At 40.8% G+C, this 22,176-nt stretch carries 20 protein-coding genes; 13 read left to right on the top strand and 7 right to left on the bottom strand.

Annotation, left to right across the window (positions count from 1 at the left end; all coding sequences use genetic code 11):
• Window positions 1-41: 41 nt before the first annotated feature.
• The 4 genes from B5G52_RS16455 to trxB form a co-directional block, all read right to left on the bottom strand.
• Window positions 42-746: an arginyltransferase gene (locus B5G52_RS16455; RefSeq protein WP_087533741.1), complete on the bottom strand. Its 705-nt coding sequence runs from the start codon at window positions 744-746 to the stop codon at window positions 42-44.
• Window positions 739-1,455, bottom strand: a complete 717-nt coding sequence (aat, locus tag B5G52_RS16450) for a leucyl/phenylalanyl-tRNA--protein transferase (protein WP_087533740.1) — start codon at window positions 1,453-1,455, stop codon at window positions 739-741. Before aat ends, B5G52_RS16455 begins: the two co-directional genes overlap by 8 nt.
• A 131-nt stretch (window positions 1,456-1,586) precedes the next feature.
• Entirely contained in the window at window positions 1,587-4,400 is a 2,814-nt protein-coding gene (locus B5G52_RS16445) for a bifunctional aconitate hydratase 2/2-methylisocitrate dehydratase (RefSeq protein WP_087533739.1), read from the bottom strand.
• 349 nt (window positions 4,401-4,749) lie between these two features.
• Complete coding sequence (gene trxB / locus B5G52_RS16440; protein WP_087533738.1) at window positions 4,750-5,700, bottom strand: thioredoxin-disulfide reductase; 951 nt, start codon at window positions 5,698-5,700, stop codon at window positions 4,750-4,752.
• Window positions 5,701-5,987: 287 nt separating this feature from the next.
• On the opposite strand from trxB, the gene pssA reads away from it, so the two are divergent.
• Window positions 5,988-7,313 (top strand): CDP-diacylglycerol--serine O-phosphatidyltransferase, encoded by a 1,326-nt coding sequence (gene pssA / locus B5G52_RS16435; protein WP_087533737.1) that lies wholly within the window; start codon window positions 5,988-5,990, stop codon window positions 7,311-7,313.
• 90 nt (window positions 7,314-7,403) lie between these two features.
• On the opposite strand, the gene ald is transcribed toward pssA, so the two are convergent.
• Window positions 7,404-8,525: an alanine dehydrogenase gene (ald, locus tag B5G52_RS16430; protein ID WP_087533736.1), complete on the bottom strand. Its 1,122-nt coding sequence runs from the start codon at window positions 8,523-8,525 to the stop codon at window positions 7,404-7,406.
• 141 nt (window positions 8,526-8,666) lie between these two features.
• On the opposite strand from ald, the gene lrp reads away from it, so the two are divergent.
• The 8 genes from lrp (at window position 8,667) to B5G52_RS16390 (ending at window position 16,676) form a co-directional block, all read left to right on the top strand.
• The gene (lrp, locus tag B5G52_RS16425; protein WP_087533735.1) at window positions 8,667-9,146 is read left to right on the top strand and encodes a leucine-responsive transcriptional regulator Lrp; all 480 of its coding nucleotides are present in this window, start codon (window positions 8,667-8,669) and stop codon (window positions 9,144-9,146) included.
• Window positions 9,147-9,268: 122 nt separating this feature from the next.
• Complete coding sequence (locus B5G52_RS16420; RefSeq protein ID WP_087533734.1) at window positions 9,269-11,749, top strand: DNA translocase FtsK; 2,481 nt, start codon at window positions 9,269-9,271, stop codon at window positions 11,747-11,749.
• Window positions 11,750-12,376 (top strand): outer membrane lipoprotein chaperone LolA, encoded by a 627-nt coding sequence (gene lolA / locus B5G52_RS16415; RefSeq protein WP_087533733.1) that lies wholly within the window; start codon window positions 11,750-11,752, stop codon window positions 12,374-12,376.
• Between the two features lie 5 nt (window positions 12,377-12,381).
• On the top strand, window positions 12,382-13,725 hold the full coding sequence (locus B5G52_RS16410; protein WP_087533732.1) for a replication-associated recombination protein A: 1,344 nt from the start codon (window positions 12,382-12,384) through the stop codon (window positions 13,723-13,725).
• Complete coding sequence (gene crcB / locus B5G52_RS16405) at window positions 13,712-14,098, top strand: fluoride efflux transporter CrcB (RefSeq protein WP_087533731.1); 387 nt, start codon at window positions 13,712-13,714, stop codon at window positions 14,096-14,098. The genes B5G52_RS16410 and crcB overlap by 14 nt, the downstream gene beginning before the upstream one ends.
• Before the next feature lie 9 nt (window positions 14,099-14,107).
• Window positions 14,108-15,406, top strand: a complete 1,299-nt coding sequence (gene serS, locus B5G52_RS16400) for a serine--tRNA ligase (RefSeq protein WP_087533730.1) — start codon at window positions 14,108-14,110, stop codon at window positions 15,404-15,406.
• 347 nt (window positions 15,407-15,753) lie between these two features.
• Window positions 15,754-16,260 carry a hypothetical protein gene (locus B5G52_RS16395; protein ID WP_140394342.1) on the top strand — a complete coding sequence of 169 codons (507 nt, stop codon included), beginning with the start codon at window positions 15,754-15,756 and terminating at the stop codon, window positions 16,258-16,260.
• Window positions 16,257-16,676, top strand: coding sequence for a hypothetical protein (locus B5G52_RS16390; RefSeq protein ID WP_087533728.1), 420 nt, complete (start codon window positions 16,257-16,259; stop codon window positions 16,674-16,676). Before B5G52_RS16395 ends, B5G52_RS16390 begins: the two co-directional genes overlap by 4 nt.
• A 203-nt stretch (window positions 16,677-16,879) precedes the next feature.
• Here the strand turns inward: B5G52_RS16390 and B5G52_RS16385 are convergent, their stop codons facing one another.
• Window positions 16,880-18,061: a PQQ-dependent sugar dehydrogenase gene (locus B5G52_RS16385; protein ID WP_087533727.1), complete on the bottom strand. Its 1,182-nt coding sequence runs from the start codon at window positions 18,059-18,061 to the stop codon at window positions 16,880-16,882.
• Here B5G52_RS16385 and B5G52_RS16380 point away from each other — a divergent pair.
• Window positions 18,046-18,534, top strand: coding sequence for a hypothetical protein (locus tag B5G52_RS16380; RefSeq protein WP_087533726.1), 489 nt, complete (start codon window positions 18,046-18,048; stop codon window positions 18,532-18,534). The two genes, B5G52_RS16385 and B5G52_RS16380, sit on opposite strands and share 16 nt — an antisense overlap.
• Before the next feature lie 88 nt (window positions 18,535-18,622).
• On the opposite strand, the gene B5G52_RS16375 is transcribed toward B5G52_RS16380, so the two are convergent.
• Complete coding sequence (locus tag B5G52_RS16375; RefSeq protein WP_087533725.1) at window positions 18,623-19,528, bottom strand: LysR family transcriptional regulator; 906 nt, start codon at window positions 19,526-19,528, stop codon at window positions 18,623-18,625.
• Between the two features lie 112 nt (window positions 19,529-19,640).
• Here B5G52_RS16375 and B5G52_RS16370 point away from each other — a divergent pair, with 112 nt between their 5' ends.
• The 3 genes from B5G52_RS16370 to B5G52_RS16360 all read left to right on the top strand — a co-directional run bounded on the left by B5G52_RS16370 (window position 19,641) and on the right by B5G52_RS16360 (window position 22,170).
• Entirely contained in the window at window positions 19,641-20,507 is an 867-nt protein-coding gene (locus B5G52_RS16370) for a pirin family protein (protein WP_087533724.1), read from the top strand.
• A gap of 52 nt (window positions 20,508-20,559) precedes the next feature.
• Complete coding sequence (gene ycaC, locus B5G52_RS16365; RefSeq protein ID WP_087533723.1) at window positions 20,560-21,183, top strand: isochorismate family cysteine hydrolase YcaC; 624 nt, start codon at window positions 20,560-20,562, stop codon at window positions 21,181-21,183.
• A 63-nt stretch (window positions 21,184-21,246) separates the two neighbouring features.
• A complete protein-coding gene (locus tag B5G52_RS16360; protein WP_087533722.1) occupies window positions 21,247-22,170 on the top strand; it encodes a pirin family protein in 924 nt (307 codons plus the stop codon).
• Window positions 22,171-22,176 lie beyond the last annotated feature (6 nt).

The following is a 22,176-nucleotide window of genomic DNA, read 5'->3' as shown; positions in this document are numbered from 1 at the left end:
AATACACCAATAAGTAAAGCCACAGCGGCTATTTTTGTAAATTAAATAGCCAGCCAATCATCACCAACCCTATTTTCGGCAGGCAAAAACTGAGTTTTATAACGCATTTTAGCGCATTCGTCTATTTGATAGCCTAAGTAGAGGTGTTCTTTATTATACGCTTGCGCGAACTTTATTTGCTCTAAAATCATTAAAGTGCCCACACTGTAATGCTCAAAATCAGGATCAAAAAATGTATAAATAGCAGAAATTGCATTGTCCATACAATCAGTTACAGCAACGCCGACCAAGGTGTCAGCGTGCCATAGTTCAATGAATGTAATAGGTAACCAATGGCAAAACAGAAAGCTTTTATATTGTGATTGCTCTGGAGGATACATAGAGCCATCCTGATGACGCTCGGTGATGTACTTACTATAGAGTGGGTAATATTCAGCGCGCTCTTGCTCTGAATATTTAACTTCAAAGACCGTTTTTGCTTTATTAAGTTTACGTTTTTGAGATTTAGACGGCAAAAATTTGTTGGCTAACACACGCACCGACTTACACGCACTGCACACAGGGCAGTGTGGTCGGTAAATTTGGTCGCCACTTCGGCGAAAGCCTAAGCCAAGTAAGGCTTCAAATTTACTGCTGTTGTAACAGCTGGGATCTAAGATAACCAGTAATTGCTCTTGGCGGTCGCCCAAATAGCTGCAATCAAATTGTTGGCTTAAACCTAAGCGAGCGGGAAGATGATCAGTCATAAATTGCTTTAAGCTCCTGAGCTTGCCACATAGTTGCTGGAATTTTGTAACTTGCTGCTTGTTCAAGTTTAGTTAAAAAATCAGCTCTAGGTACAATTTTTTCACCTAAAGTAACTAAATAAGGGTTTTCTAGTTGGCAATCAATAAAATGAGCATTGTGGCGTTTAAGCCAATTAACCAACGCCCACATCGCAAGCTTTGAGCAGTTGGTTTGGTAATGGAACATAGACTCGCCACAGAACACCCCAGCTTGCATTATGCCGTACAAACCGCCTACCAGCACACCGTTATCCCATATTTCGACACTGTGAGCCAGAGAGTCTAAATGAGCTTGTTTATAGGCATTGAGCATTTCTTCTGTGATCCAAGTCCCTTCGGCGTCAATACGCTGTTGTTGACATGCTTCAATCACTTCATCAAAAGCGGTATTAATCGTAACAGTCACGGGGTTTTTACGTAAATGCTTACGCAAACTTTTACTGACATGAAAATCAGCAAACTCGATAATGCCTCGCTCACTCGGCGACCACCACATAATAGGCTCGTATTCACTAAACCAAGGAAAAATTCCCTGACTGTAAGCGTTTTTTAACCGCGCAACAGATAAACAGCCTCCTACAGCTAGTAACCCATCAGGATCATCTAGCGCATACTGTGGATCTGGGAAAATAAAATGGTCTTGGGATAATTGATAGAGTTGTTTTGTCATAACACCGTTTCTTGTGACTACGCCAGCAGATAAATTGTAACTTGTTGCTTTAAAATCACAAACAACAAATTTTAGGCATAAAAAAAGCGCGTTATAAAAACGCGCTTATTTGAACTACTAACTCAATCGAATTAGCTAACAACTTTCACTGGCACTGCTTGCGCAGCGTCATATTTAGTTGTCATCGCTTCTTCAACAGGTGTAAACGATGTTAGATCAATGCCTTCAACTGCAGACTTATACTCGTCCATAGTCGGGAAGCGACCAAGTACAGTAGAAAGTACTACCAGTGGTGTAGAGCCCAGTAGTGATTCACCTTTCTTCTCAGATGTATCAGCTACTACACGGCCTTGGAAAAGACGTGTTGATGTAGCAATAACGGTATCGCCTGGTTCAGCTTTTTCTTGGTTACCCATACATAAGTTACAACCAGGGCGTTCTAGGTATAAAATGTTTTCATACTTAGTACGTGCCGCTGTTTTAGGTTTAGAGTCATCAAACTCAAAACCAGCGTACTTAGCTAGAATATCCCAATCGCCTTCAGCTTTAAGCTCATCAACTATGTTATAGGTTGGTGGCGCAACAACTAATGGCGCTTTAAATTCAATTGAACCGTTTTTCTTTTCTAGGTTACGTAGCATGTGAGCAATAATTTTCATATCGCCTTTGTGAACCATACACGAACCAACAAAGCCTAAATCAACAGGTTTGTCATTGTAGAATGAAACAGGGCGGATCACATCGTGAGTATAACGCTTAGATACATCATCGTTATTTACGTCTGGATCGGCAATCATAGGCTCAACGATTTGGTCTAAATCAACCACAACTTCTGCGTGGTATTTAGCGTTGTCATCTGGAGAAAGAGCAGGCTCTTCACCAGATTGGATACCCGCAATACGCTTATCAGCTAAGTCGATTAGACCTTGCAGTGTTTGCGCTTCGTTATCCATGCCTTTGTTGATCATGATTTGGATGCGTGATTTAGCAAGTTCAATTGACTTGATCAATGTTTCATCGTTTGAAATACAGATTGACGCTTTCGCTTTCATTTCTGCAGTCCAGTCAGTGAAGGTAAACGCTTGGTCAGCCATTAAAGTACCGATGTGAACTTCAATGATACGGCCTTGGAACACATTTTCGCCACCAAATTGCTTCAGCATTTGCGCTTGAGTTGCATGCACCACATCACGGAAATCCATGTGCTTGGCCATTTTGCCTTTAAACGTCACTTTAACTGAATCAGGAATTGGCATCGCTGATTCACCCGTAGCTAAGGCAACCGCAACAGTTCCTGAATCGGCACCGAACGCGACACCTTTTGACATACGTGTATGCGAATCACCACCGATGATGATTGCACGGTCGTCAATTGTAATGTCGTTCAGTACTTTATGGATAACGTCAGTCATTGCATGGTAAACGCCTTTCGGGTCACGTGCAGTGATAAGACCAAACTTATTCATAAATGCCATTAGTTTTGGAATATTTGCTTGTGCTTTGCTATCCCATACTGACGCTGTATGACAGCCAGATTGATAGGCACCATCAACAAGTGGTGAAATTGTTGACGCAGCCATTGCTTCAAGTTCTTGAGATGTCATTGGGCCGGTTGTATCTTGCGAACCAACGATATTCACTTTAACGCGAACATTTGAACCTGCGTGAAGTGGTGTATCAGATAATACACCTACCGCATTACGGTTAAAGATTTTTTCAACCGCAGTTAAACCTTGACCTTCATGTGAAATTTCTTTTGAAGGTGCATAAACAAGCGGTGTTTCAATGCCGAGTGTTTCAGCAGCAAATGTTTGTAGTTTTTTACCGAATACAACAGCATAAGAACCGCCAGCTCTCATGAATTCAACTTTTTGCGGTGTGAATGCTGATGAAATATCAACAAGTTCTTTATCACCGTTATAAAGTTTTTTCTCTTTAGTATCGATTGTTAAAACAGTGCCTGTGGCAACAGAGTACGCTTCTTCAAGAACAGCATCACCATTTGCATCAGTCACTGTATTCCCATCAGCATCGACTTTTTTAACCCAGTTTTTAAGGTCAAGACCAATACCACCGGTAACATCAACCGTGGTTAAAAAGATTGGTGCGATACCATTAGTACCTGCAACAACAGGTGCAATGTTGATGAAAGGAACGTAAGGACTTGCTTGTTTACCTGCCCAAAGTGCGACGTTATTTACGCCAGACATACGTGATGAACCAACACCCATAGTGCCTTTTTCAGCAATCAACATTACTTTAGCATTTGGGTGTTTCTTTTGAAGTTCAACAATTTCTTGCTGTGCTTCAGGTGTGATCATACACTGGCCGTGTAATTCACGGTCGGCACGTGAGTGCGCTTGGTTACCTGGAGACAGTAAATCAGTTGAAATGTCGCCTTCACCAGCAATGTAAGTTACTACATCTATTTTTTCTTCGATGTCAGGTAGTTTTGTAAAGAACTCAGCTTTTGCAAAGCTCTCTAGTAAATCTTTAGCAATTGCGTTGCCTGCTTCGTATGCCGCTTTTATACGCGCCATGTCAGCATCGTATAAGAATACTTGTGTTTTAAGAACTTCGGCAGCTTGTGCAGCAATTTTAGCATCTTCGGCCAATGCTAAATCAAGTAGCATTTCAATTGACGGGCCGCCTTTCATGTGTGAAAGAAGCTCAAATGCAAAATCTGGAGTGATTTCTGCTACCGTTTCTTCACCAAGAATGATTTCTTTTAAAAACTGTGCTTTAACGCCCGCAGCACTGGTTGTTCCTGGTAATGTATTGAAGATAAAGAAATGCAGTGAATCTTTACGGTGCTCGTTATTAGTATCTTTAATTTGAGCAATTAATTCAGATACTAGCTCAGCGCTATCGATTGGTTTTGGGTTTAATCCAAGTTCCGTTTTACGGGTTTGGATTTCTTCCATATATTTTGTATACAAACTCATAGAAAACTCTCGGTATTTTACTTGATATGAAGCTGGACATTTTAACTTATTTTACAGTCTTTCGTCATGCCCAAATGAATAAAGCGTTTATGCCCAACTATAATTATAGCTCATTTTACTTGCGTTACTTTGACGGTAATCATTGCACCGTTCAGATCCTACCGTACTTCCACCATTAATTGTATATATAAAATGAATCTTCACTATAAATTTTGTGAATGCCGTTTGATATCAAAAGTAATGGGAATAAAGAAACTATCAAAATAACTCACTAATTAAACATTTTTTGTTAAGCACAAAAAAGGGCTGAAAAAATCAGCCCTTCATGCAATTGGTATAACTGTATAAATTACAGGTTATCTAAAAAGCGTTCAGCATCTAATGCAGCCATACAACCTGTACCTGCAGAAGTAATTGCTTGGCGATAAATGTGATCAGATACATCACCGGCTGCAAATACACCCGGTACGCTAGTTTGAGTTGCGTTACCGTTTAGGCCAGACTCAACAACTAAATAGCCGTCTTTCATTTCAAGTTGGTCAACAAACATATCAGTATTTGGTTTATGGCCGATAGCGATGAATACACCCGCTAAATCAAGCTCTTCGGTCGCATCTGAATTGGCATCTTTAATACGAATACCTGTCACACCCATTTGGTCGCCAAGTACTTCGTCTAATGTGCGGTTATAATGTAGAACCACGTTACCATTTGCTGCTTTTTCTGCTAAACGGTCAGCCAAGATTTTTTCACTACGGAAACTATCACGACGGTGGATAACATGTACTTCATCCGCAATGTTTGATAAATAAAGCGCTTCTTCAACGGCTGTATTACCTCCGCCAACGACCGCTACTTTTTGGCCTTTATAGAAAAAGCCATCACAGGTAGCACATGCTGAAACACCACGACCTTGAAAGTTTGTCTCAGACTCTAAACCTAAATATTTAGCAGATGCACCGGTTGCGATGATTAAAGCATCACATGTATATGTGCCTTGATCGCCAGTAAGGGTAAATGGGCGTTTTGATACGTCAACTTTATTTATGTGATCAAACACAATCTCAGTTTCAAAACGCTCTGCGTGTTCTTTCATACGATCCATTAATGCAGGACCTGTTAAACCATGAGCATCGCCAGGCCAGTTTTCAACTTCAGTTGTTGTTGTAAGTTGGCCACCTTGCTGCATACCTGTGATTAATACAGGGTTTAAATTTGCGCGTGCTGCGTATACTGCTGCAGTATAGCCTGCAGGGCCAGAACCTAAAATTAGTAACTTACAATGTTTTGCTTCACTCATGCTTTTTATCCTAAACGTTTTGATAGCGTATTAATGTGCTCGATTTTAAGAGAAACAAGGGGGAAGTAAATAAAACTATCGATTATTTTTTTTAGCAAATCGCAAAGCTGTCAAATATTGTGTACTAGAATGCACAAAACAACCGTTCTGTATGATATATGAACTATCAAACCATTATTAATCTAACAGACACCGTTAATTCATGACCAAGCTCGGTTTTTTTGATATGTTTTAATTAATTTTGATTTGTCCCCCTGCACAAGGGTGACCTAAGTGAATAGGCAACTATGTTATTTTGGCAGGAAAAACCCGCATTTGGGTTGACTTCAAAAGACGTTAACGTCTTAACCAATGCAAAACAGTACCACACACAATTACTTGCTTTGATCGCAAGCGCACAAACACGTATATATATTACCGCGCTTTATTTACAAGATGACGAAGCAGGGCGAGAAATACTTGAAGCATTACATCAAGCATCATTAGCCAAACCAGAACTAGAAGTAAAAGTACTGGTTGATTTTCACCGTGCCCAACGCGGGTTGATTGGCGCAGCAAAATCAGATGGTAACGCCAGCTTATATTGTGACTATCAACAAAAGTATCAATCTAATGTTCAAGTATATGGCGTTCCAGTAAAAGCAAAAGAGCTATTTGGTGTATTACACTTAAAAGGCTTTGTAATAGACGATACCTTGCTTTATAGCGGTGCAAGCTTAAATAATGTGTATTTACAGTACGATGAACGCTATCGCCTAGACCGTTATTTTTTAGTTAAGCAGGCATCCTTATGTAATGCAGTTGTTGATTTTATTGAAGGGCAATTATTAAGCTCTGAAGCAGTTCCGCGCATTGATACACGTCCGCTTACTAAGTTTAACGACATTAAGCTAGCGCAAAAACAATTAATGCGCTCTTTAAAGCAAGCTAGTTACGCTCACGCAGTCGATGCAAATACGCAGCCGCTTGGGGTTAGACTGTTTTTAGGTTTAGGGCGTCGTAGCAATGAGCTTAATCGACTGATAAAGTCACTGTTTGATAGCACGGAGCAGGAGCTGGTGTTGTACACACCTTATTTTAATTTTCCTGCACCATTAATGCGCTCTTTAAGGCGTTTGCTTAAACAAGGCAAGCAAGTCACTATTGTGGTAGGTGATAAAACCGCCAATGACTTTTATTTACCGCCGAGTGAGCCATTTAGTAAAATTGGTGCATTGCCTTATTTATATGAAACGATTTTACTTAAGTTTTTAAAATCGCAAAAACGTCACATTACCAATGGTAACTTAAATGTCTATTTGTGGAAGCATGAAAGCAATTCGTTTCACTTAAAAGGTATCTGCTCTGATCGTAAGTATCATTTACTAAGTGGCCATAATTTAAACCCACGTGCATGGGGCTTAGATATTGAAAACGGCATCTTATTGGAAGATCCTGAGCAATCGCTCATGCCTGCAATTGATAATGAAAAAGCAGAGATCCTAAAACACTGTAGGCGCCTTAATGGGCCAGAAGATTTAGAAACAATGGATAACTATCCGCAAGCGGTGAAGAAGTTGTTAGGGCAGGCTAAGCGCGTTAAAGTTGACTTTATAATTAAACGCTTTATATAACACTAGGGTCTGTTGACAGCAGACTCTAAGATTTAGATACAAAAAAAGCAGCTAAATTTAGCTGCTTTTTTCATTTATGCGTGTTGCAGTTTATGCATTTTCAACAGCAGTACGTGGGTCCACGTATTCCATGTTGAACGCTTCGGCAACTTCTTTATAAGTAACTTGGCCTTTGATCACGTTTAGACCTTTAAGGAAGTTAGCGTCATCTAATAAAGCTTTCTTATAACCTTTATTTGCAAGGTTAATGATGAAAGGCAGTGTTGCATTGTTAAGTGCAAACGTAGAAGTACGCGGTACAGCACCTGGCATGTTAGCAACACAGTAGTGCACAACTTCATCAACGATGTAAGTTGGATCAGCGTGAGTGGTTGCTTTAGAAGTTGCGATACAACCACCTTGGTCGATTGCAACGTCAACAATTGCAGCGCCAGGCTTCATTGCTTTGATGTGCTCTGCTGTTACAAGCTTAGGTGCAGCTGCACCTGGGATAAGCACGCCACCGATTACTAAGTCAGCTTCTAACACGTGCTTTTCAAGTGCATCAGCCGTTGAGTAAATCGCTTTAACTTTATTACCAAACTGTGCGTCTAGTGCACGTAGTACATCGATATTACGGTCAAGTACAACAACGTCAGCACCTAGGCCTACAGCCATTTGTGCAGCGCTACGACCAACCATGCCACCACCAATGACAACTACTTTAGCTGCCTCAACTCCTGGTACGCCACCTAATAGCATGCCACGGCCGTGGTTTGATTTTTCAAGTGCTTGTGCGCCAGCTTGAATAGACATACGACCAGCTACTTCACTCATCGGAGCAAGAAGTGGTAAACCACCGCGTGAATCAGTGACTGTTTCATAAGCGATACAGATTGATTTGCTCTTAACAAGGTCTTCAGTTTGTGGAAGATCCGGTGCAAGGTGCAGGTAAGTGAAAAGAATTTGGTCTTCACGTAGCATTGCACGTTCAACAGCTTGTGGTTCTTTTACTTTTATAATCATTTCTGCTTTTGCGAATACATCTGCAGCTGTCGGTAAAATTTCAGCACCTGCAAGGGTGTAATCTTCGTTAGTAAAACCAATGCCCATACCTGCATCAGTTTCAACAATCACTTGGTGGCCGTGATTTACTAATTCACGAACACTCGCAGGAACCATACCTACACGGTATTCATGGTTTTTAATTTCTTTAGGTACACCAATAATCATAATCTTTGCCTTGTTGGAACGGGATAAAATTTTTCACTATTATATTCATCATTGACCAGTGTGTCTCACCTTTTTTAAGTTGCTAACTAGTGATATAATCTAAATATAGAAAATAAACAGTGTAAAAAACTAGTTGGCGAAATGCATGAGTTATTAGACCGAATTGATCGTAAAATATTGATGGAATTACAGCATGATGGCCGTATTTCTAATGTTGAACTGGCCCGACGAGTTGGCCTCAGCGCCACGCCCTGCCTAGAGCGCGTAAAAAAGCTGGAACGAGAAGGTTACATTGTAGGTTATAAAGCTGTGGTAGACCCAACTAAGTTAGGGCAGGGCTTATCGGTTTACGTAGAAGTGACCATTACTAAAACATCCCCGGATGTATTTGATGAGTTTAGCGCAGCGGTGAAAAAGCACGATGAAATCATAGAATGTCATTTGGTGTCGGGTAATTTCGATTTTTTACTAAAAACCCGGGTTAATGATATGTCCGAGTATCGAGGGGTATTAGGCGATATTTTATTAAAGCTACCTAATGTCAGTGAAAGCCGTACTTATGTGGTGATGGAAGAAGTAAAAGGCGAACAAGGCGTGATCATTCGACCTTATATCGCGTAAATCTTAAAAAGCCGTTCATAATCAGGCCATCAAGGTTAAGATAAAGTGCAACAAAAAGTATTTCCTGCTAAGGTATTCCACTGCTAAGTGTGAGAATAAAGAAAAATGAGGAATAGGGAATTATGCGCCTAAACGGTGTACAAAGACTATTAGAAACCGGACTAATCATTAGTAGCTTCGCGGCAATATTTATTTTGTGTGCGTTAATTAGTTTCGATCCTGCCGATCCTGCATGGTCGCAAACAGGTGAGTTTAGAAACGTCAATAATATTACCGGCGCCGCAGGGGCTTGGATAGCTGATATTTTACTTCTTACTTTTGGTTGGTTAGCTTATTTAGTGCCTGCTGCGATTCAAGTATTCGGTTATTTATTATTTAAACAACCCCATAAAATTTTTCAGCTTGATTACACCACACTTGCCTTAAGAGTAATTGGATTTGCGTTATTTATTACCTCGGCCACAGCAATTAGCAGCATAAATTTTGATGATATTTATAACTTTTCATCGGGTGGGGTAGTAGGAGATGTGATTGCTGGGGCCATGATGCCAGCGTTTAACTTCACCGGTACATCAATCTTATTACTGTGCTTTTTTTTCGCTGGTCTTACATTACTAACAGGTGTGTCTTGGGTGCAGTTTGTTGACTTCTTGGGTGATTGGGTCGTACGTATTTACAAATACATTGCGGCACAATTTAACAGTTGGTTACACCGTGAACGCGAAGCAACACACCCAGAAAAACAGAGCAATTTAGACGAACCTTTAGTTGAAGCAGGCGCAATTAGTTTTAATGATGAACCAACTAACGAACAACCACCAAAAAGATTTACCGCAGATCAAATGCAGTCGCAACCACAGCATAATGCCTTTGATGAACTCGATGATATTCTTGATCAAGAAATTAACTTTAGCGCCATAGATGATGAGCCAATGGATACCGCTGCTGCATTAAATGCACTGGATCAAAGCCATGTGGCTGAGCCTGAAAAACCAGTAACAACGGTTGTTTCACCAGCGAGACCTATGCCTAAGCCAAAAAGCACCTATCAGCCGCCACCTACAGCGAAAGAAAAGTTTGAGCAGTTATTAGATGAAAAGCCGCCAAGTGCGCCGCTGCCAACCCTTGATTTACTTGACAGGCCAGACAAAGCGAAAAACCCAATTTCGCCTGAAGAGCTTGAAGCTGTATCTCGTTTAGTTGAAACCAAATTACTTGATTTTAACGTACAAGCAGCAGTTGTCGGGGTATACCCAGGCCCTGTAGTTACTCGTTTTGAGTTAGATTTAGCACCGGGTATAAAGGTGTCTAAAATTACCGGCCTTGCTAAAGATTTAGCCCGTTCATTATCAGCGGTGAGCGTACGTGTTGTTGAAGTCATCCCTGGTAAAACCTACGTGGGGATTGAGCTGCCAAATAAACACCGTGAAATAGTGCGTTTATCAGAAGTCATTGACGCGCCTAAGTTTGAGCAAAATCCATCACCGCTTACTATGGTGCTAGGTAAAGACATCGCGGGTGAGCCAATTTGTGCCGACTTAGGCAAAATGCCGCATTTACTTGTAGCCGGTACAACGGGCTCAGGTAAGTCAGTGGGCGTTAATGTGATGATATTAAGCTTACTGTATAAATCAGGCCCTGATGATGTTCGCATGATCATGATTGACCCGAAAATGTTGGAACTTTCAGTCTACGAAGGTATCCCACATTTATTGTGTGAAGTTGTCACCGACATGAAAGAAGCTGCCAATGCGCTACGTTGGTGTGTGGGCGAGATGGAACGTCGTTACAAGTTAATGTCAGCGTTAGGTGTTCGTAACTTAAAAGGTTACAACCAAAAGGTACTGGAAGCCAAAGAAGCGGGTTATCCAATTCTAGATCCATTATTTAAAGACACCGACGGCATGAAAGAAGGCCCAGATGAGCTTGATAAACTACCAAGCATCGTTGTAGTGATTGATGAATTTGCCGACATGATGATGATTGTTGGTAAAAAAGTTGAAGAGCTGATTGCACGTATTGCGCAAAAAGCCCGTGCTGCGGGGATTCACTTAGTACTGGCAACGCAGCGCCCTTCGGTTGATGTAATAACCGGTTTAATAAAAGCCAATATACCAACGCGTATGGCGTTTCAGGTATCAAGTAAAATTGACTCGCGCACCATATTAGATCAACAAGGTGCAGAAAACCTACTTGGTATGGGTGACATGTTGTATTTACCGCCAGGGACCAGCGTACCTGTGCGTGTACACGGCGCATTTGTAGACGACCACGAAGTACATGCGGTGGTTGATGATTGGAAAAAACGGGGTAAACCAAACTACGTAGATGAAATACTTAACGGTGATGCCACAGAAGAGATATTACTGCCGGGCGAAGCCAGCGAAAACGCGGATGAAGAGTCTGATCCGCTTTATGATGAAGCAGTATCATTTGTGATTGAAACCGGCAAAGTGTCGGTTTCGAGTGTACAACGTAAGTTGCGAGTAGGGTATAACCGCGCAGCGCGTTTAGTCGAGCAAATGGAAACGTCGGGTATTGTGAGCGCACCAGGACATAACGGTGCTCGCGATGTTTTAGTGCCCAACAGTGGAGCAAATTAAATGAAAAAATTTAACTATTTAGCACTAGCAGTAAGTTGTGTTTTATCTACAACAGCGATTGCCAGTGACAGCCAAGCACTACAAGATAAACTTGCCGAGCTAAAAAGTTTTCAAGCGCAGTTTGTACAACAAGTTAATGACGACCAAGGTGAGTCAATCATGCAAGGGAAGGGCAATATTGCCTTACAACAACCTATGATGATCCGTTGGCAACAAGCCAGTCCAGACGATACCTTGTTTATATCAAATGGTGATAAAACGTATTATTTTGACAGCTTTGCTGAGCAAGTGACTATCATGAATACCCATAGCTTGATTGATTCAACACCGTTTGTATTATTAACCTCAAAAGACCCAGCGCAGTGGCAAAAGTACCAAGTGAAAGCCACTGAAACAGGCTTTAGCGTGACACCAAATAAAGGCGTTGCAAGCCAAGTTGAACAGCTTGATATCGTATTTGCTCAAGGCCAAACAGGGCTTGAAAAACTACTGGTTAAAGACAGTTCAGGTCAATCATCTACCTTCACCTTTAGTGATACCAAAGTAAATGAACAATTAGCCAACGCAACGTTTGAATTTACCATTCCTGAAAACGTTGAAATAGATGACCAAAGCCAAGGCGAATAATAGCAGTGAGTAACTTAGGCTTTAATTTTGGCCCAGATGTGCGCCCGCTTGCAGCGCGTATGAGACCAACGAACCTTGAGCAGTATATAGGGCAGCAACACCTATTAAGCCAAGATAAACCACTGTACCAGGCGATATTAGCAGGGCGCTGTCATAGCCTTATTTTGTGGGGGCCACCGGGCGTGGGTAAAACCACCCTTGCGCAAATTATAGCGAATCACGCAGATGCCGCGCTGATTCAAATGTCGGCGGTAACTGCAGGTATTAAAGATATTCGTGATGCAGTGAGTGAGGCTCGCAATAACCTTGAGGGCCGTGGGCAGCGTACATTATTGTTTGTTGATGAAGTACACCGCTTTAACAAATCTCAGCAAGATGCATTTTTACCACACATTGAAGATGGCACCTTTATATTTGTTGGCGCCACCACCGAGAACCCATCATTTGCGTTAAATAACGCGATTTTATCCCGTGCCCGAGTATATGTGCTTAAGTCATTACAAGAAGCTGATTTACATTTAGTTATTGAACGCGCCCTTGAAAGCGATGATGAACTCAGCACAAAAACCATTACCCTTGCCGATAATGCAAAAAAAGCACTGTGCCAAGCAAGCGATGGTGACGCCCGAAAAGTGCTTAATTTACTCGAACAAGCCATTGATTTAACCACACAAAGCAACGGTCAATACTTAGTGGATGAACACGTATTGAGCCAAGTACTACCAACACATTTAGCCAAATATGACAAAGGCGGTGATGAGTTTTACGATTTGATCTCCGCGTTTCATAAGTCAGTGCGCGGTAGTTCACCCGATGGTGCCTTGTATTGGTATTGCAGAATACTGGCTGGTGGCGGCGATCCGCTTTATGTTGCAAGACGATTATTAGCCATTGCCACAGAAGACATCGGTAACGCAGATCCACGCGCAATGGAAGTGGCCCTAAATGCATGGGATATTTTTCAGCGCGTAGGGCCAAGCGAAGGCGAACGAGCTATCGCCCAAGCGACTTTATATTTAGCCAGTGCGCCAAAAAGTAATGCGGTTTATATGGCGTTTAATCAAGCCAAGGCGGATGCGCAAAATGAACCCAGTTACCCTGTGCCTGAGCATTTACGCAATGCGCCTACCAATCTAATGAAAGACTTAGGCTATGGTGCCGAGTATCGTTATGCACATAATGAAGAAGGTGCATTTGCCGCAGGCGAAAATTATTTTCCTGAGCCAATTGCCGACACGCAATATTATTACCCAACAGAGCGTGGCCTTGAGCAAAAAATTAAGCAAAAGCTTGATTACCTCAAACAACGTGATCAACAAAGTGAGCTAAAGCGCTATGACAACACTTAAGTTCTACCTCATGATTGCAGCGGGTGGGGCATCTGGTGCTTGTTTACGCTTTTTTATTAGCGAAAGCATGCTAAAACTGCTAGGTAGGGGATTCCCTTTTGGCACGTTGGCGGTTAATATTCTGGGTTCATTGTTGATGGGCGTATTATACGGTTTGATAGAGCGCGAAATTATCACCGTCAGCCCCGCTAAATCCCTTATCGGAATTGGCTTTTTAGGTGCTTTGACCACCTTTTCGACATTCTCAATGGATTCGTTGTTGCTATTGCAACAAGGCCACTTTTTAAAAATGGCCCTCAATATCGTCTTAAACGTGACGGTGTGTATTTTTATGGCTTGGCTGGGCCTTCAGCTGGTAATGCAAAAAGGTTAAAAAACTAACATGTTAGATTCTAAATTATTACGTCAAGATATCGAACAAACAGCAGCGCGCCTAGCAGCACGTGGCTACGAGCTTGATACAGCGACTGTCAGCGCACTTGAAGAAAAACGTAAAACACTGCAAGTAAAAACACAAGAACTACAAAGTGAGCGTAACAGCCGCTCTAAAGCGATTGGCCAAGCAAAAGCAAAAGGCGAAGACGCACAACCATTACTTGATGCAGTTAGTAGCTTAGGCGCTCAACTAGATAGCGTTAAAGCTGAGCAAGATGCAATTTTAGAACAATTAAAGCAGCTCTCGCTTGCTATTCCTAATTTGCCTGATGAATCAGTACCAGCAGGTGCGGACGAGTCTGAAAATGTTGAGATTTCAACATGGGGTGAGCCAAAGAAATATGATTTTGAAGTTAAAGATCACGTTGATTTAGGCCAAGACCTAAATGGTTTAGATTTTGAAATGGGCGTTAAAATCACTGGCTCTCGTTTTACTGTTATGCGCGGCGCAACTGCACGCATGCACCGTGCGCTAGTTCAATTTATGCTAGATACCCACACGGATAAAAACGGCTACACAGAAATGTACGTGCCGTATTTAGTTAACCGCGACAGCCTATACGGCACAGGTCAGTTACCTAAATTCGCTGAAGACTTATTTCACACCAAAGGTCTAGTTAATGATGACGGAGAAGAGCAAGAAGGTTTTAGCTTAATCCCAACAGCTGAAGTACCGCTTACTAACAGCGCTCGTGATGAAATTTACGACGAAAAAGACTTACCTATTCGTTTAACTGCGCACACGCCGTGTTTTAGAAGTGAAGCGGGCAGTTACGGCCGTGATACCCGCGGCCTTATTCGTCAGCACCAGTTTGATAAAGTAGAGCTTGTACAATTAGTAAAACCTGAAGATTCAATGCAAGCACTTGAAGAGCTAACAGGCCATGCTGAACAAATCTTACAAGCTTTAGAATTACCGTACCGTAAAGTGATTTTATGCATGGGCGACATGGGTTTTGGCTCTGCAAAAACTTACGATTTAGAAGTCTGGTTACCAGCACAAGACACGTACCGTGAGATCTCATCATGTTCTAACATGGTTGATTTTCAAGCACGCCGTATGCAAGCACGTTTTCGCCGTACTGGTGAGAAAAAGCCAGAATTACTGCATACACTAAACGGCTCAGGTTTAGCCGTTGGTCGTACACTAGTAGCAATACTTGAAAACTACCAACAAGCCGACGGTTCAGTTGTCGTACCAGAAGTACTACGCCCATACATGGGTGGACTTGAAGTGATTAAATAAGCTGAATAGCTTTAATAAGAGAAGCCGCTGTTTGTGACGAACAGCGGCTTTTTTGTTAATTAAGGTTTAGTTAGCGAGTTAGCAAGAGTAAAGTTAGCGAGTTGTGAGATTAACCCGGTGTTAAATTTATTACGTAGGAATAGGCTTTAGCCATGATTTTATCAAGTTCATATGAAGGTTAAGCTTTTGGCATTAAAATTTATGCTCATCGTAGGGCATGCTTTAAATAGCTGTTTTATAACCCGCGTAATTACTTGTTTACATTGGAGTTGTATAATGGAATTATTAGCGCATGCAATATGCACCGTTTTGGGTGTTATAACATCCAAAATTTTATTCAGTAAGGTTTGTTAGCTTTTACTCAAGGAGAGAGTGTTATCGAATATGCAGAAGAGTTCTCTAAAGGAGAAAAATTAAGAAGAATACTTTTAGCAATGTTGCTAGGTTTGTTTATTATGATCACTCATAACAAATGGGTTTTCCCTTTTATCTCTTGGTATGCTGACACAGCACATTGCCATACTCCACTAGGTTATTCTGGAATTTCAGTTTTGTGGTATTCGTTGTTTGTAGGTTTGCCGCTTTTATGTGCTTTCATAATTGGTGTGGTTACTGTTCCAATTGGCTATAAAGGTATTACTCAAAAACAGTTTCCTCCCAAGGGAATGAAAGTTTACAAACCCACGAAAATTCTTAGAGGCTGGAAGGGGCATTTAAAGTCGGTATTGCATTTATTAATACCAACGTTATTAATTTTATTGTCTATTTGGGGGTATTTTCAAGTTGATAAGATGCCGCATGAAGTCGCTAAAGATGTCGACTATAGCCTATGTAAAGCATTGGAGGATAAATGAAAAAAGGACTTACAGATATATTCGAAGTTGACTCTGTGCTAAAGACTCTAGTTTTATGTGTACTGACTATTGGCTCATATTTAATATATAAACTTTACCGTTTTTCAAGCCAAATTAATGAGCATACAGAGCTTAAAATACCTAATTATTTTATTCTTACTACAATAATTTTATTTATCATTTCATTAGGCAGTTTGATTTATGGTTTAGCTAATATTCACGATTTATCAATTTTAAAAAGCTCAATTGTTATTCATGCTTTATCTAGTGCTTTCGATGTAACGTGGATAATTATGGTACGTAATCGTATTAATTTAATAGCAGGATCTCATAAAGGTGACAAACTTTGGTTGAACCCGTTTTTTACATCAATTTTTCATGTGATGTATATGCAACATAAAATAAATCAGGGGTAGGATAAAGCGCAATATTACAAGAATATAAAGCGGCGTTGAGGCTGTAGGAATATCCTATTTAGGTTGGATCTACACATCTTGTTTTGCCCACTTTTAAACCTTGAACCCACTGATTTACTGTGATTAAAAAGATATTATTCTTCCAAGGTAAATTGTGATAAAAAATACCAATAGTTAAATCGCTACCGTCTTAATGCAGTTAATCACTTTGGAGTAACGAGCAATAACTTTGCCTCTTTACCATCGGTTAGCACCGCGACATTCCCTTTTGCTGTAACAAGTACATCTCTTAATCGTCCGGCTGCTTCTGGGAATACATGAGTTTGGGTAAATTCGCCATCTTCTAAATCTACTGCATAAAGTTTTTTATCCACTAATGTAGTGATAAGTACGTGCTTTTGCAGTGCAGGAAAGGCATTTTGCTTAGAGCCATAATACGCCATACCAGATGGCGCGATAGAGGGCGTCCAATCTATGGTGGGCTTTTTCATGCCGGCATATTCCCTAAAAGGCGAAATGCGGGCTTGAGAATAATCGTTACCGTAGGTTATCACCGGCCAGCCGTAATTGGTGCCAGCAGTTAAGTAGTTTAGTTCGTCGCCGCCAGCAGGGCCATGCTCGTGACTGACTATTTGCTGGGTATCATAATCATAAACCAACCCTTGGGTGTTACGGTGGCCAATTGAATAAATTGCGCGCGCAGCAAGGTTTTCGTGTTCAATATATGGATTATCACTTGGCAAGCTACCATCTAAATTAATGCGTAATACTTTACCTAGTTGGCTGGTAGTAATTTGTGCTTGCTCTCGGTGATCAAAGCCATCACCACTTGAAAATAATAAAGTGTTGTCGGGCAGAACTAAGGCGCGACCAGCATAATGCTGTGGAGTGTCTTTATCTGTTGCTACTTGATAAATTATCTCTGGCTTTGAAAAGTCTGTACCATCAAAGATGGCTTTAGCAATTACGACTCGGTTGGCATCAGCTTCACCTTGAGCATATGTGAAAATTATTTCGTTGGACTGGCTATAGTCAGGAGATAACACGATATCGAGTAATCCGCCTTGACCTGCAACGTATAAACCATCGAGCGCTAGTTTAACTCGGGTTTGTGCGTTATCTTTCACAATGACTACATGACCATCACGTTCGGTGATTAACCATGTGCCGTTTGGCAGCTCAACCATACTCCACGGTGACTGCAATTGCGTGGCAAGTGTGTTGGTATTATATTGTTCTGCTGGTAGAGGAAAATTTGCATTCACAGGAAGTGACAAAGACCATAACGCGGTAAAGCAACAGATACATTGTCTACGGCGCAAGCCTTTGCTAGTGTAGGTAAAAGGTTTTATTTTGATTTGAGATAACCATGCACTTTTTAACACGTTTATTGCCTTCATTTTTAACCTCTTGGTTACTAACATTCACCCTTGCTAGCTTGTTTCATAGTCAATACGTTGTCAATCAATTAGTGAATGTGGGCGTTGTGGTTGGTTTTAGCGATCGCATTAATTTAACGCTCGACGACTGGCTAGGCTTACTGCCCACCTACGGTGCGATAATAGCCGTTGCACTAGCTATCGCATTTTCGGTCGCAGGGCTAATTTATAGAAAATACAATAAATACGCCTTTCAATTATTTGTTTTATCGGGGATTACTGCATTTGCAGTGGTTTTAATAGCGATTGAATCAATTATGAATATTACCATTATTGCCGGCGCTAGAGGATGGGGTTTCTATTTACAATTGGTAGCAGGTGCAATCGGTGGCTTTATTTTTGAGTACTTAACTAAAGCAAGCCGAAGAAATAAACAGCCTAATTTAAACTCATCAGCAGCAATAAACTCCATAGATTAACTTATCAAATGATAGTGATTTAGAAATTAAATAGACTAATGACGTTGCCTATCAGATTGATAATAAACTAAAAGAGGGGCGGGAAGTTTTACGCTTCTTCGAATGATTGATAATAATTAGTTAGAAAATCAACCAACGCCCTTACAGCTGGCAGAAGACCACGCCTAGAAGGGTATACAAGATGAATAATATCAGTTTTAGGTTGCCACTGAGGTAGTAAATGAACCAATGAGCCATCTTTTAATTGCTCCATAACCATAAGTACAGGTAACTCGACGATACCAATTGCTTTTAAAGCTGCATTACGTAACGCAATCATATCGGTTGTTACGTAACGTGGTACATGACTAACTTTAGCTTCTTGATCATCAGGACCATAAAGCAGCCAAGTGTAATGATGCTGCGGTTGGCCTAAGCCTAAGCTTGGCCATGTTGATAATTCTTCAGGCCTTTTTGGCAGGCCATATTTATTGACAAGCGCAGGGCTTGCTACTAAGCATTTTCCTCTTTGTGATAATACTCTTAACACGAGTTCACTATCTTCAATAGGCGCAGGCCTGACTCTAATAGCTACATCTATTCCTTCAGCTATTACATCGACTCGGCGATTAGTTGCTTCGAGTTGAACGTTTACTTTTGGGTATTGTGCCATAAAATCAGCGAGTACTTGGCCAATATGAACATGAAGTAATGCAATTGGGCATGATAGTTTAATGGTGCCGCAGGGCTCTGCATGAATGAATTCTACTGCTTCTTTCGCTGCTTCAGCTTCTACAAGCATTGCTTGGCAATGAGAAAGAAACGTCATACCGATTTCAGTTACTTTAAATTGACGAGTTGAACGATATATCAATCTAACATCTAGTCTATTTTCTAAGGCTGAAATTCGTCTACTTAGCTTTGATTTTGGAATCCCCAGTGCTCGCCCAGCAGGCGCAAAGCCACCATATTCTACTGTTTTTGCAAAATAATATAAATCATTAAGATCTTGCATAGTGTCACTATTATCGTTCTATTTATAGAACTATGATACTCATTTTTGCTATCTACTCAAACTTATATTTAAAAACTAAACTAATAAGCATGTTCAACAATAGGAGTCAGTAATGAAAAAAATTGAAAGTGTTTTTTCTTCTCCCCATTCTCACTGGGTGGGAGATGGCTTCCCGGTAAAAACATTATTCTCATATCAGCAACAGGGACAATCTATTAGCCCTTTTTTGTTACTTGATCATGCTGGGCCAATGCAATTTTATCCCTCTGAGCATCAACGCGGTGTTGGAGAACATCCGCATCGTGGGTTTGAAACAGTCACTATTGTGTATCAAGGAGAAGTCGCACATAAAGATTCCACTGGTGAGAAAGGTGTAATTGGTGAAGGTGATGTGCAATGGATGACAGCGGCAAGTGGAATTTTACACGAAGAGTTTCATTCAAACGCCTTTGCTGAAACAGGTGGCGTATTAGAAATGATGCAGTTATGGGTCAACTTACCCAAGGTCGACAAGATGTCTGCACCTAAATATCAAGAAATTAAAGCAAAGCAAATCCCTAGTGTGGCTTTGCCTGATAAAACCGGTTTTCTACGTGTCATTGCAGGCCAGTTAGCTAACAAAAAAGGACCGGCATCAACTCACAGTCCTATTTTAGTGGCGGATGGTGAAATCAAAACTTCAGGTCACTACCACCTACCGTTACAAAATGGTTGGACAACGATTGTGGTTGTTCGTGATGGACAGTTAAAACTAAATGGAAAAATTTTATCTAAAAATCAAACACTCGCTATTTCGGGATCAGATCATGGGCTTTCTATAGAAGCACTTAGTGATAGTAAGTTGTTAATACTTTCAGGAAAGCCAATTGATGAACCTATTATTGGTTATGGCCCTTTCGTAATGAATAGCGAAGCTGAGATAAAACAAGCGATTACAGACTACCAAACTGGAAAGTTTGGTCGTTTAACGCGCATTTAGGTTTCCTAAATGCATATGGTGCATTGCGCACTTTTATATAGGAGAAATGAAGATGACTAAACCTTATGTTCGTTTAGATAAAGAAGATGCAGCAGTTCTTCTAGTCGATCATCAAACTGGCTTATTATCATTAGTAAGAGATATTGACCCCGATAAATTCAAAAATAATGTGTTAGCGTTGGCAGATTGTGCTAACTATTTTGAATTACCAACTATACTCACTACAAGTTTTGAGGAAGGGCCAAATGGTCCTCTTGTACCGGAACTAAAAGAAATGTTTCCTGATTCGCCTTATATAGCTCGACCTGGTCAGATCAATGCATGGGATAACGAAGATTTTGTTAAGGCAATTAAAGCGACAGGTAAAAAGCAATTAATAATTGCTGGAGTCGTAACAGAAGTATGCGTGGCATTTCCTGTTTTATCAGCAATTGAAGAAGGCTTTGATGTATTTGTAGTCACTGATGCATCTGGTACGTTTAATCCAATGACAAGAGATGCCGCATGGGATCGAATGTCGGCAGCAGGCGCACAAATGATGTCGTGGTTTGGTTTAGCATGCGAACTGCACCGTGATTGGCGAAATGATGTAGAAGGGTTAGGAGAGCTGTTCTCAAACCATATACCTGATTACCGCAATTTGATTAATAGCTATACAACATTTAAATCACAGTAGTAGACAAAATAAGGCGTGAGAAAACACGCCTTATTGTTTCAATACATTATAGTGGGGATAAAAATGAGTAGTCAAAGCCAAATAACTGAAATGTCATGTGATATTGAGGCAGGTTGTGGTGCAATTACAAAAATAGTTCATCCAAAAGAAAAAAACCTTGGCGGTTTTTGTGTACGCCGTACATTACCTAATCAAGCCATAAAGAATATTGGGCCTTTTATTTTTTTCGATCACATGGGACCTGCAACCTTTGCAGCAGGTGAAGGAATTAATGTTAGGCCGCACCCACACATTAATATAGCAACGGTAACTTATTTATTTGAGGGAGAAATTTTACACCGAGATTCAATCGGAAGTGAGCAGGTTATTCGACCAGGAGATTTAAATCTTATGGTAACAGGCTCAGGTATGGTTCACTCTGAAAGAGAGCCTTCAAGGGTTAAAAATCAAGTGCACTCGGTACATGGCTTACAACTTTGGCTAGCTTTACCAGAACAAGATGAAGAAGCGGATCCTGCATTTTATCATTACCGCGCACAAGACTTACCCCAATTGGAAATCGATGGCGTTAGTGTAAGAATAATGATAGGAACAGCATTCAAAGCTACATCACCAGTAAAAACTTATAGCTCGACGCTTTATATTGAATCTTATTTAAAGGCAGGGCAATCATTGCAGCTGCCTAATGCGGCACAAAGAGGTTTGTATGTTGTTTCTGGTGAGTTAAAGTTAAAAAACACTCAAATAACTGAACATTCAATGGTTGTACTAGATGCAAACGAACATGTCACAGTCACAGCACATAAAGATAGCCAAATTGCACTCATAGGAGGCGAAAGTTTAGGTAAGCGATATGTTGATTGGAATTTTGTTTCTAGTAATAAGCAGCGAATAGAGCAGGCCAAACAGCTATGGAATGACAGGCAGTTTCCGGAAATAGTAAATGATGCAGATGAATTCATCCCATACCCAGTTGCGGGGAAATAGGGATAG

This window comes from Pseudoalteromonas sp. A601 (assembly GCF_002165575.1).
GTDB lineage: Bacteria > Pseudomonadota > Gammaproteobacteria > Enterobacterales > Alteromonadaceae > Pseudoalteromonas.
This window is presented reverse-complemented; position numbering and strand designations above follow the sequence as displayed.

Bases quoted from the DNA above. Each gene is read 5' to 3' on its own strand.
- B5G52_RS16455 (WP_087533741.1), bottom strand. From the start codon at position 746: ATGACTGATCATCTTCCCGCTCGCTTAGGTTTAAGCCAACAATTTGAT.
- aat (WP_087533740.1), bottom strand. From the start codon at position 1,455: ATGACAAAACAACTCTATCAATTATCCCAAGACCATTTTATTTTCCCA.
- B5G52_RS16445 (WP_087533739.1), bottom strand. From the start codon at position 4,400: ATGAGTTTGTATACAAAATATATGGAAGAAATCCAAACCCGTAAAACG.
- trxB (WP_087533738.1), bottom strand. From the start codon at position 5,700: ATGAGTGAAGCAAAACATTGTAAGTTACTAATTTTAGGTTCTGGCCCT.
- pssA (WP_087533737.1), top strand. From the start codon at position 5,988: ATGTTATTTTGGCAGGAAAAACCCGCATTTGGGTTGACTTCAAAAGAC.
- ald (WP_087533736.1), bottom strand. From the start codon at position 8,525: ATGATTATTGGTGTACCTAAAGAAATTAAAAACCATGAATACCGTGTA.
- lrp (WP_087533735.1), top strand. From the start codon at position 8,667: ATGCATGAGTTATTAGACCGAATTGATCGTAAAATATTGATGGAATTA.
- B5G52_RS16420 (WP_087533734.1), top strand. From the start codon at position 9,269: ATGCGCCTAAACGGTGTACAAAGACTATTAGAAACCGGACTAATCATT.
- lolA (WP_087533733.1), top strand. From the start codon at position 11,750: ATGAAAAAATTTAACTATTTAGCACTAGCAGTAAGTTGTGTTTTATCT.
- crcB (WP_087533731.1), top strand. From the start codon at position 13,712: ATGACAACACTTAAGTTCTACCTCATGATTGCAGCGGGTGGGGCATCT.
- serS (WP_087533730.1), top strand. From the start codon at position 14,108: ATGTTAGATTCTAAATTATTACGTCAAGATATCGAACAAACAGCAGCG.
- B5G52_RS16390 (WP_087533728.1), top strand. From the start codon at position 16,257: ATGAAAAAAGGACTTACAGATATATTCGAAGTTGACTCTGTGCTAAAG.
- B5G52_RS16380 (WP_087533726.1), top strand. From the start codon at position 18,046: ATGCACTTTTTAACACGTTTATTGCCTTCATTTTTAACCTCTTGGTTA.
- B5G52_RS16375 (WP_087533725.1), bottom strand. From the start codon at position 19,528: ATGCAAGATCTTAATGATTTATATTATTTTGCAAAAACAGTAGAATAT.
- B5G52_RS16370 (WP_087533724.1), top strand. From the start codon at position 19,641: ATGAAAAAAATTGAAAGTGTTTTTTCTTCTCCCCATTCTCACTGGGTG.
- ycaC (WP_087533723.1), top strand. From the start codon at position 20,560: ATGACTAAACCTTATGTTCGTTTAGATAAAGAAGATGCAGCAGTTCTT.
- B5G52_RS16360 (WP_087533722.1), top strand. From the start codon at position 21,247: ATGAGTAGTCAAAGCCAAATAACTGAAATGTCATGTGATATTGAGGCA.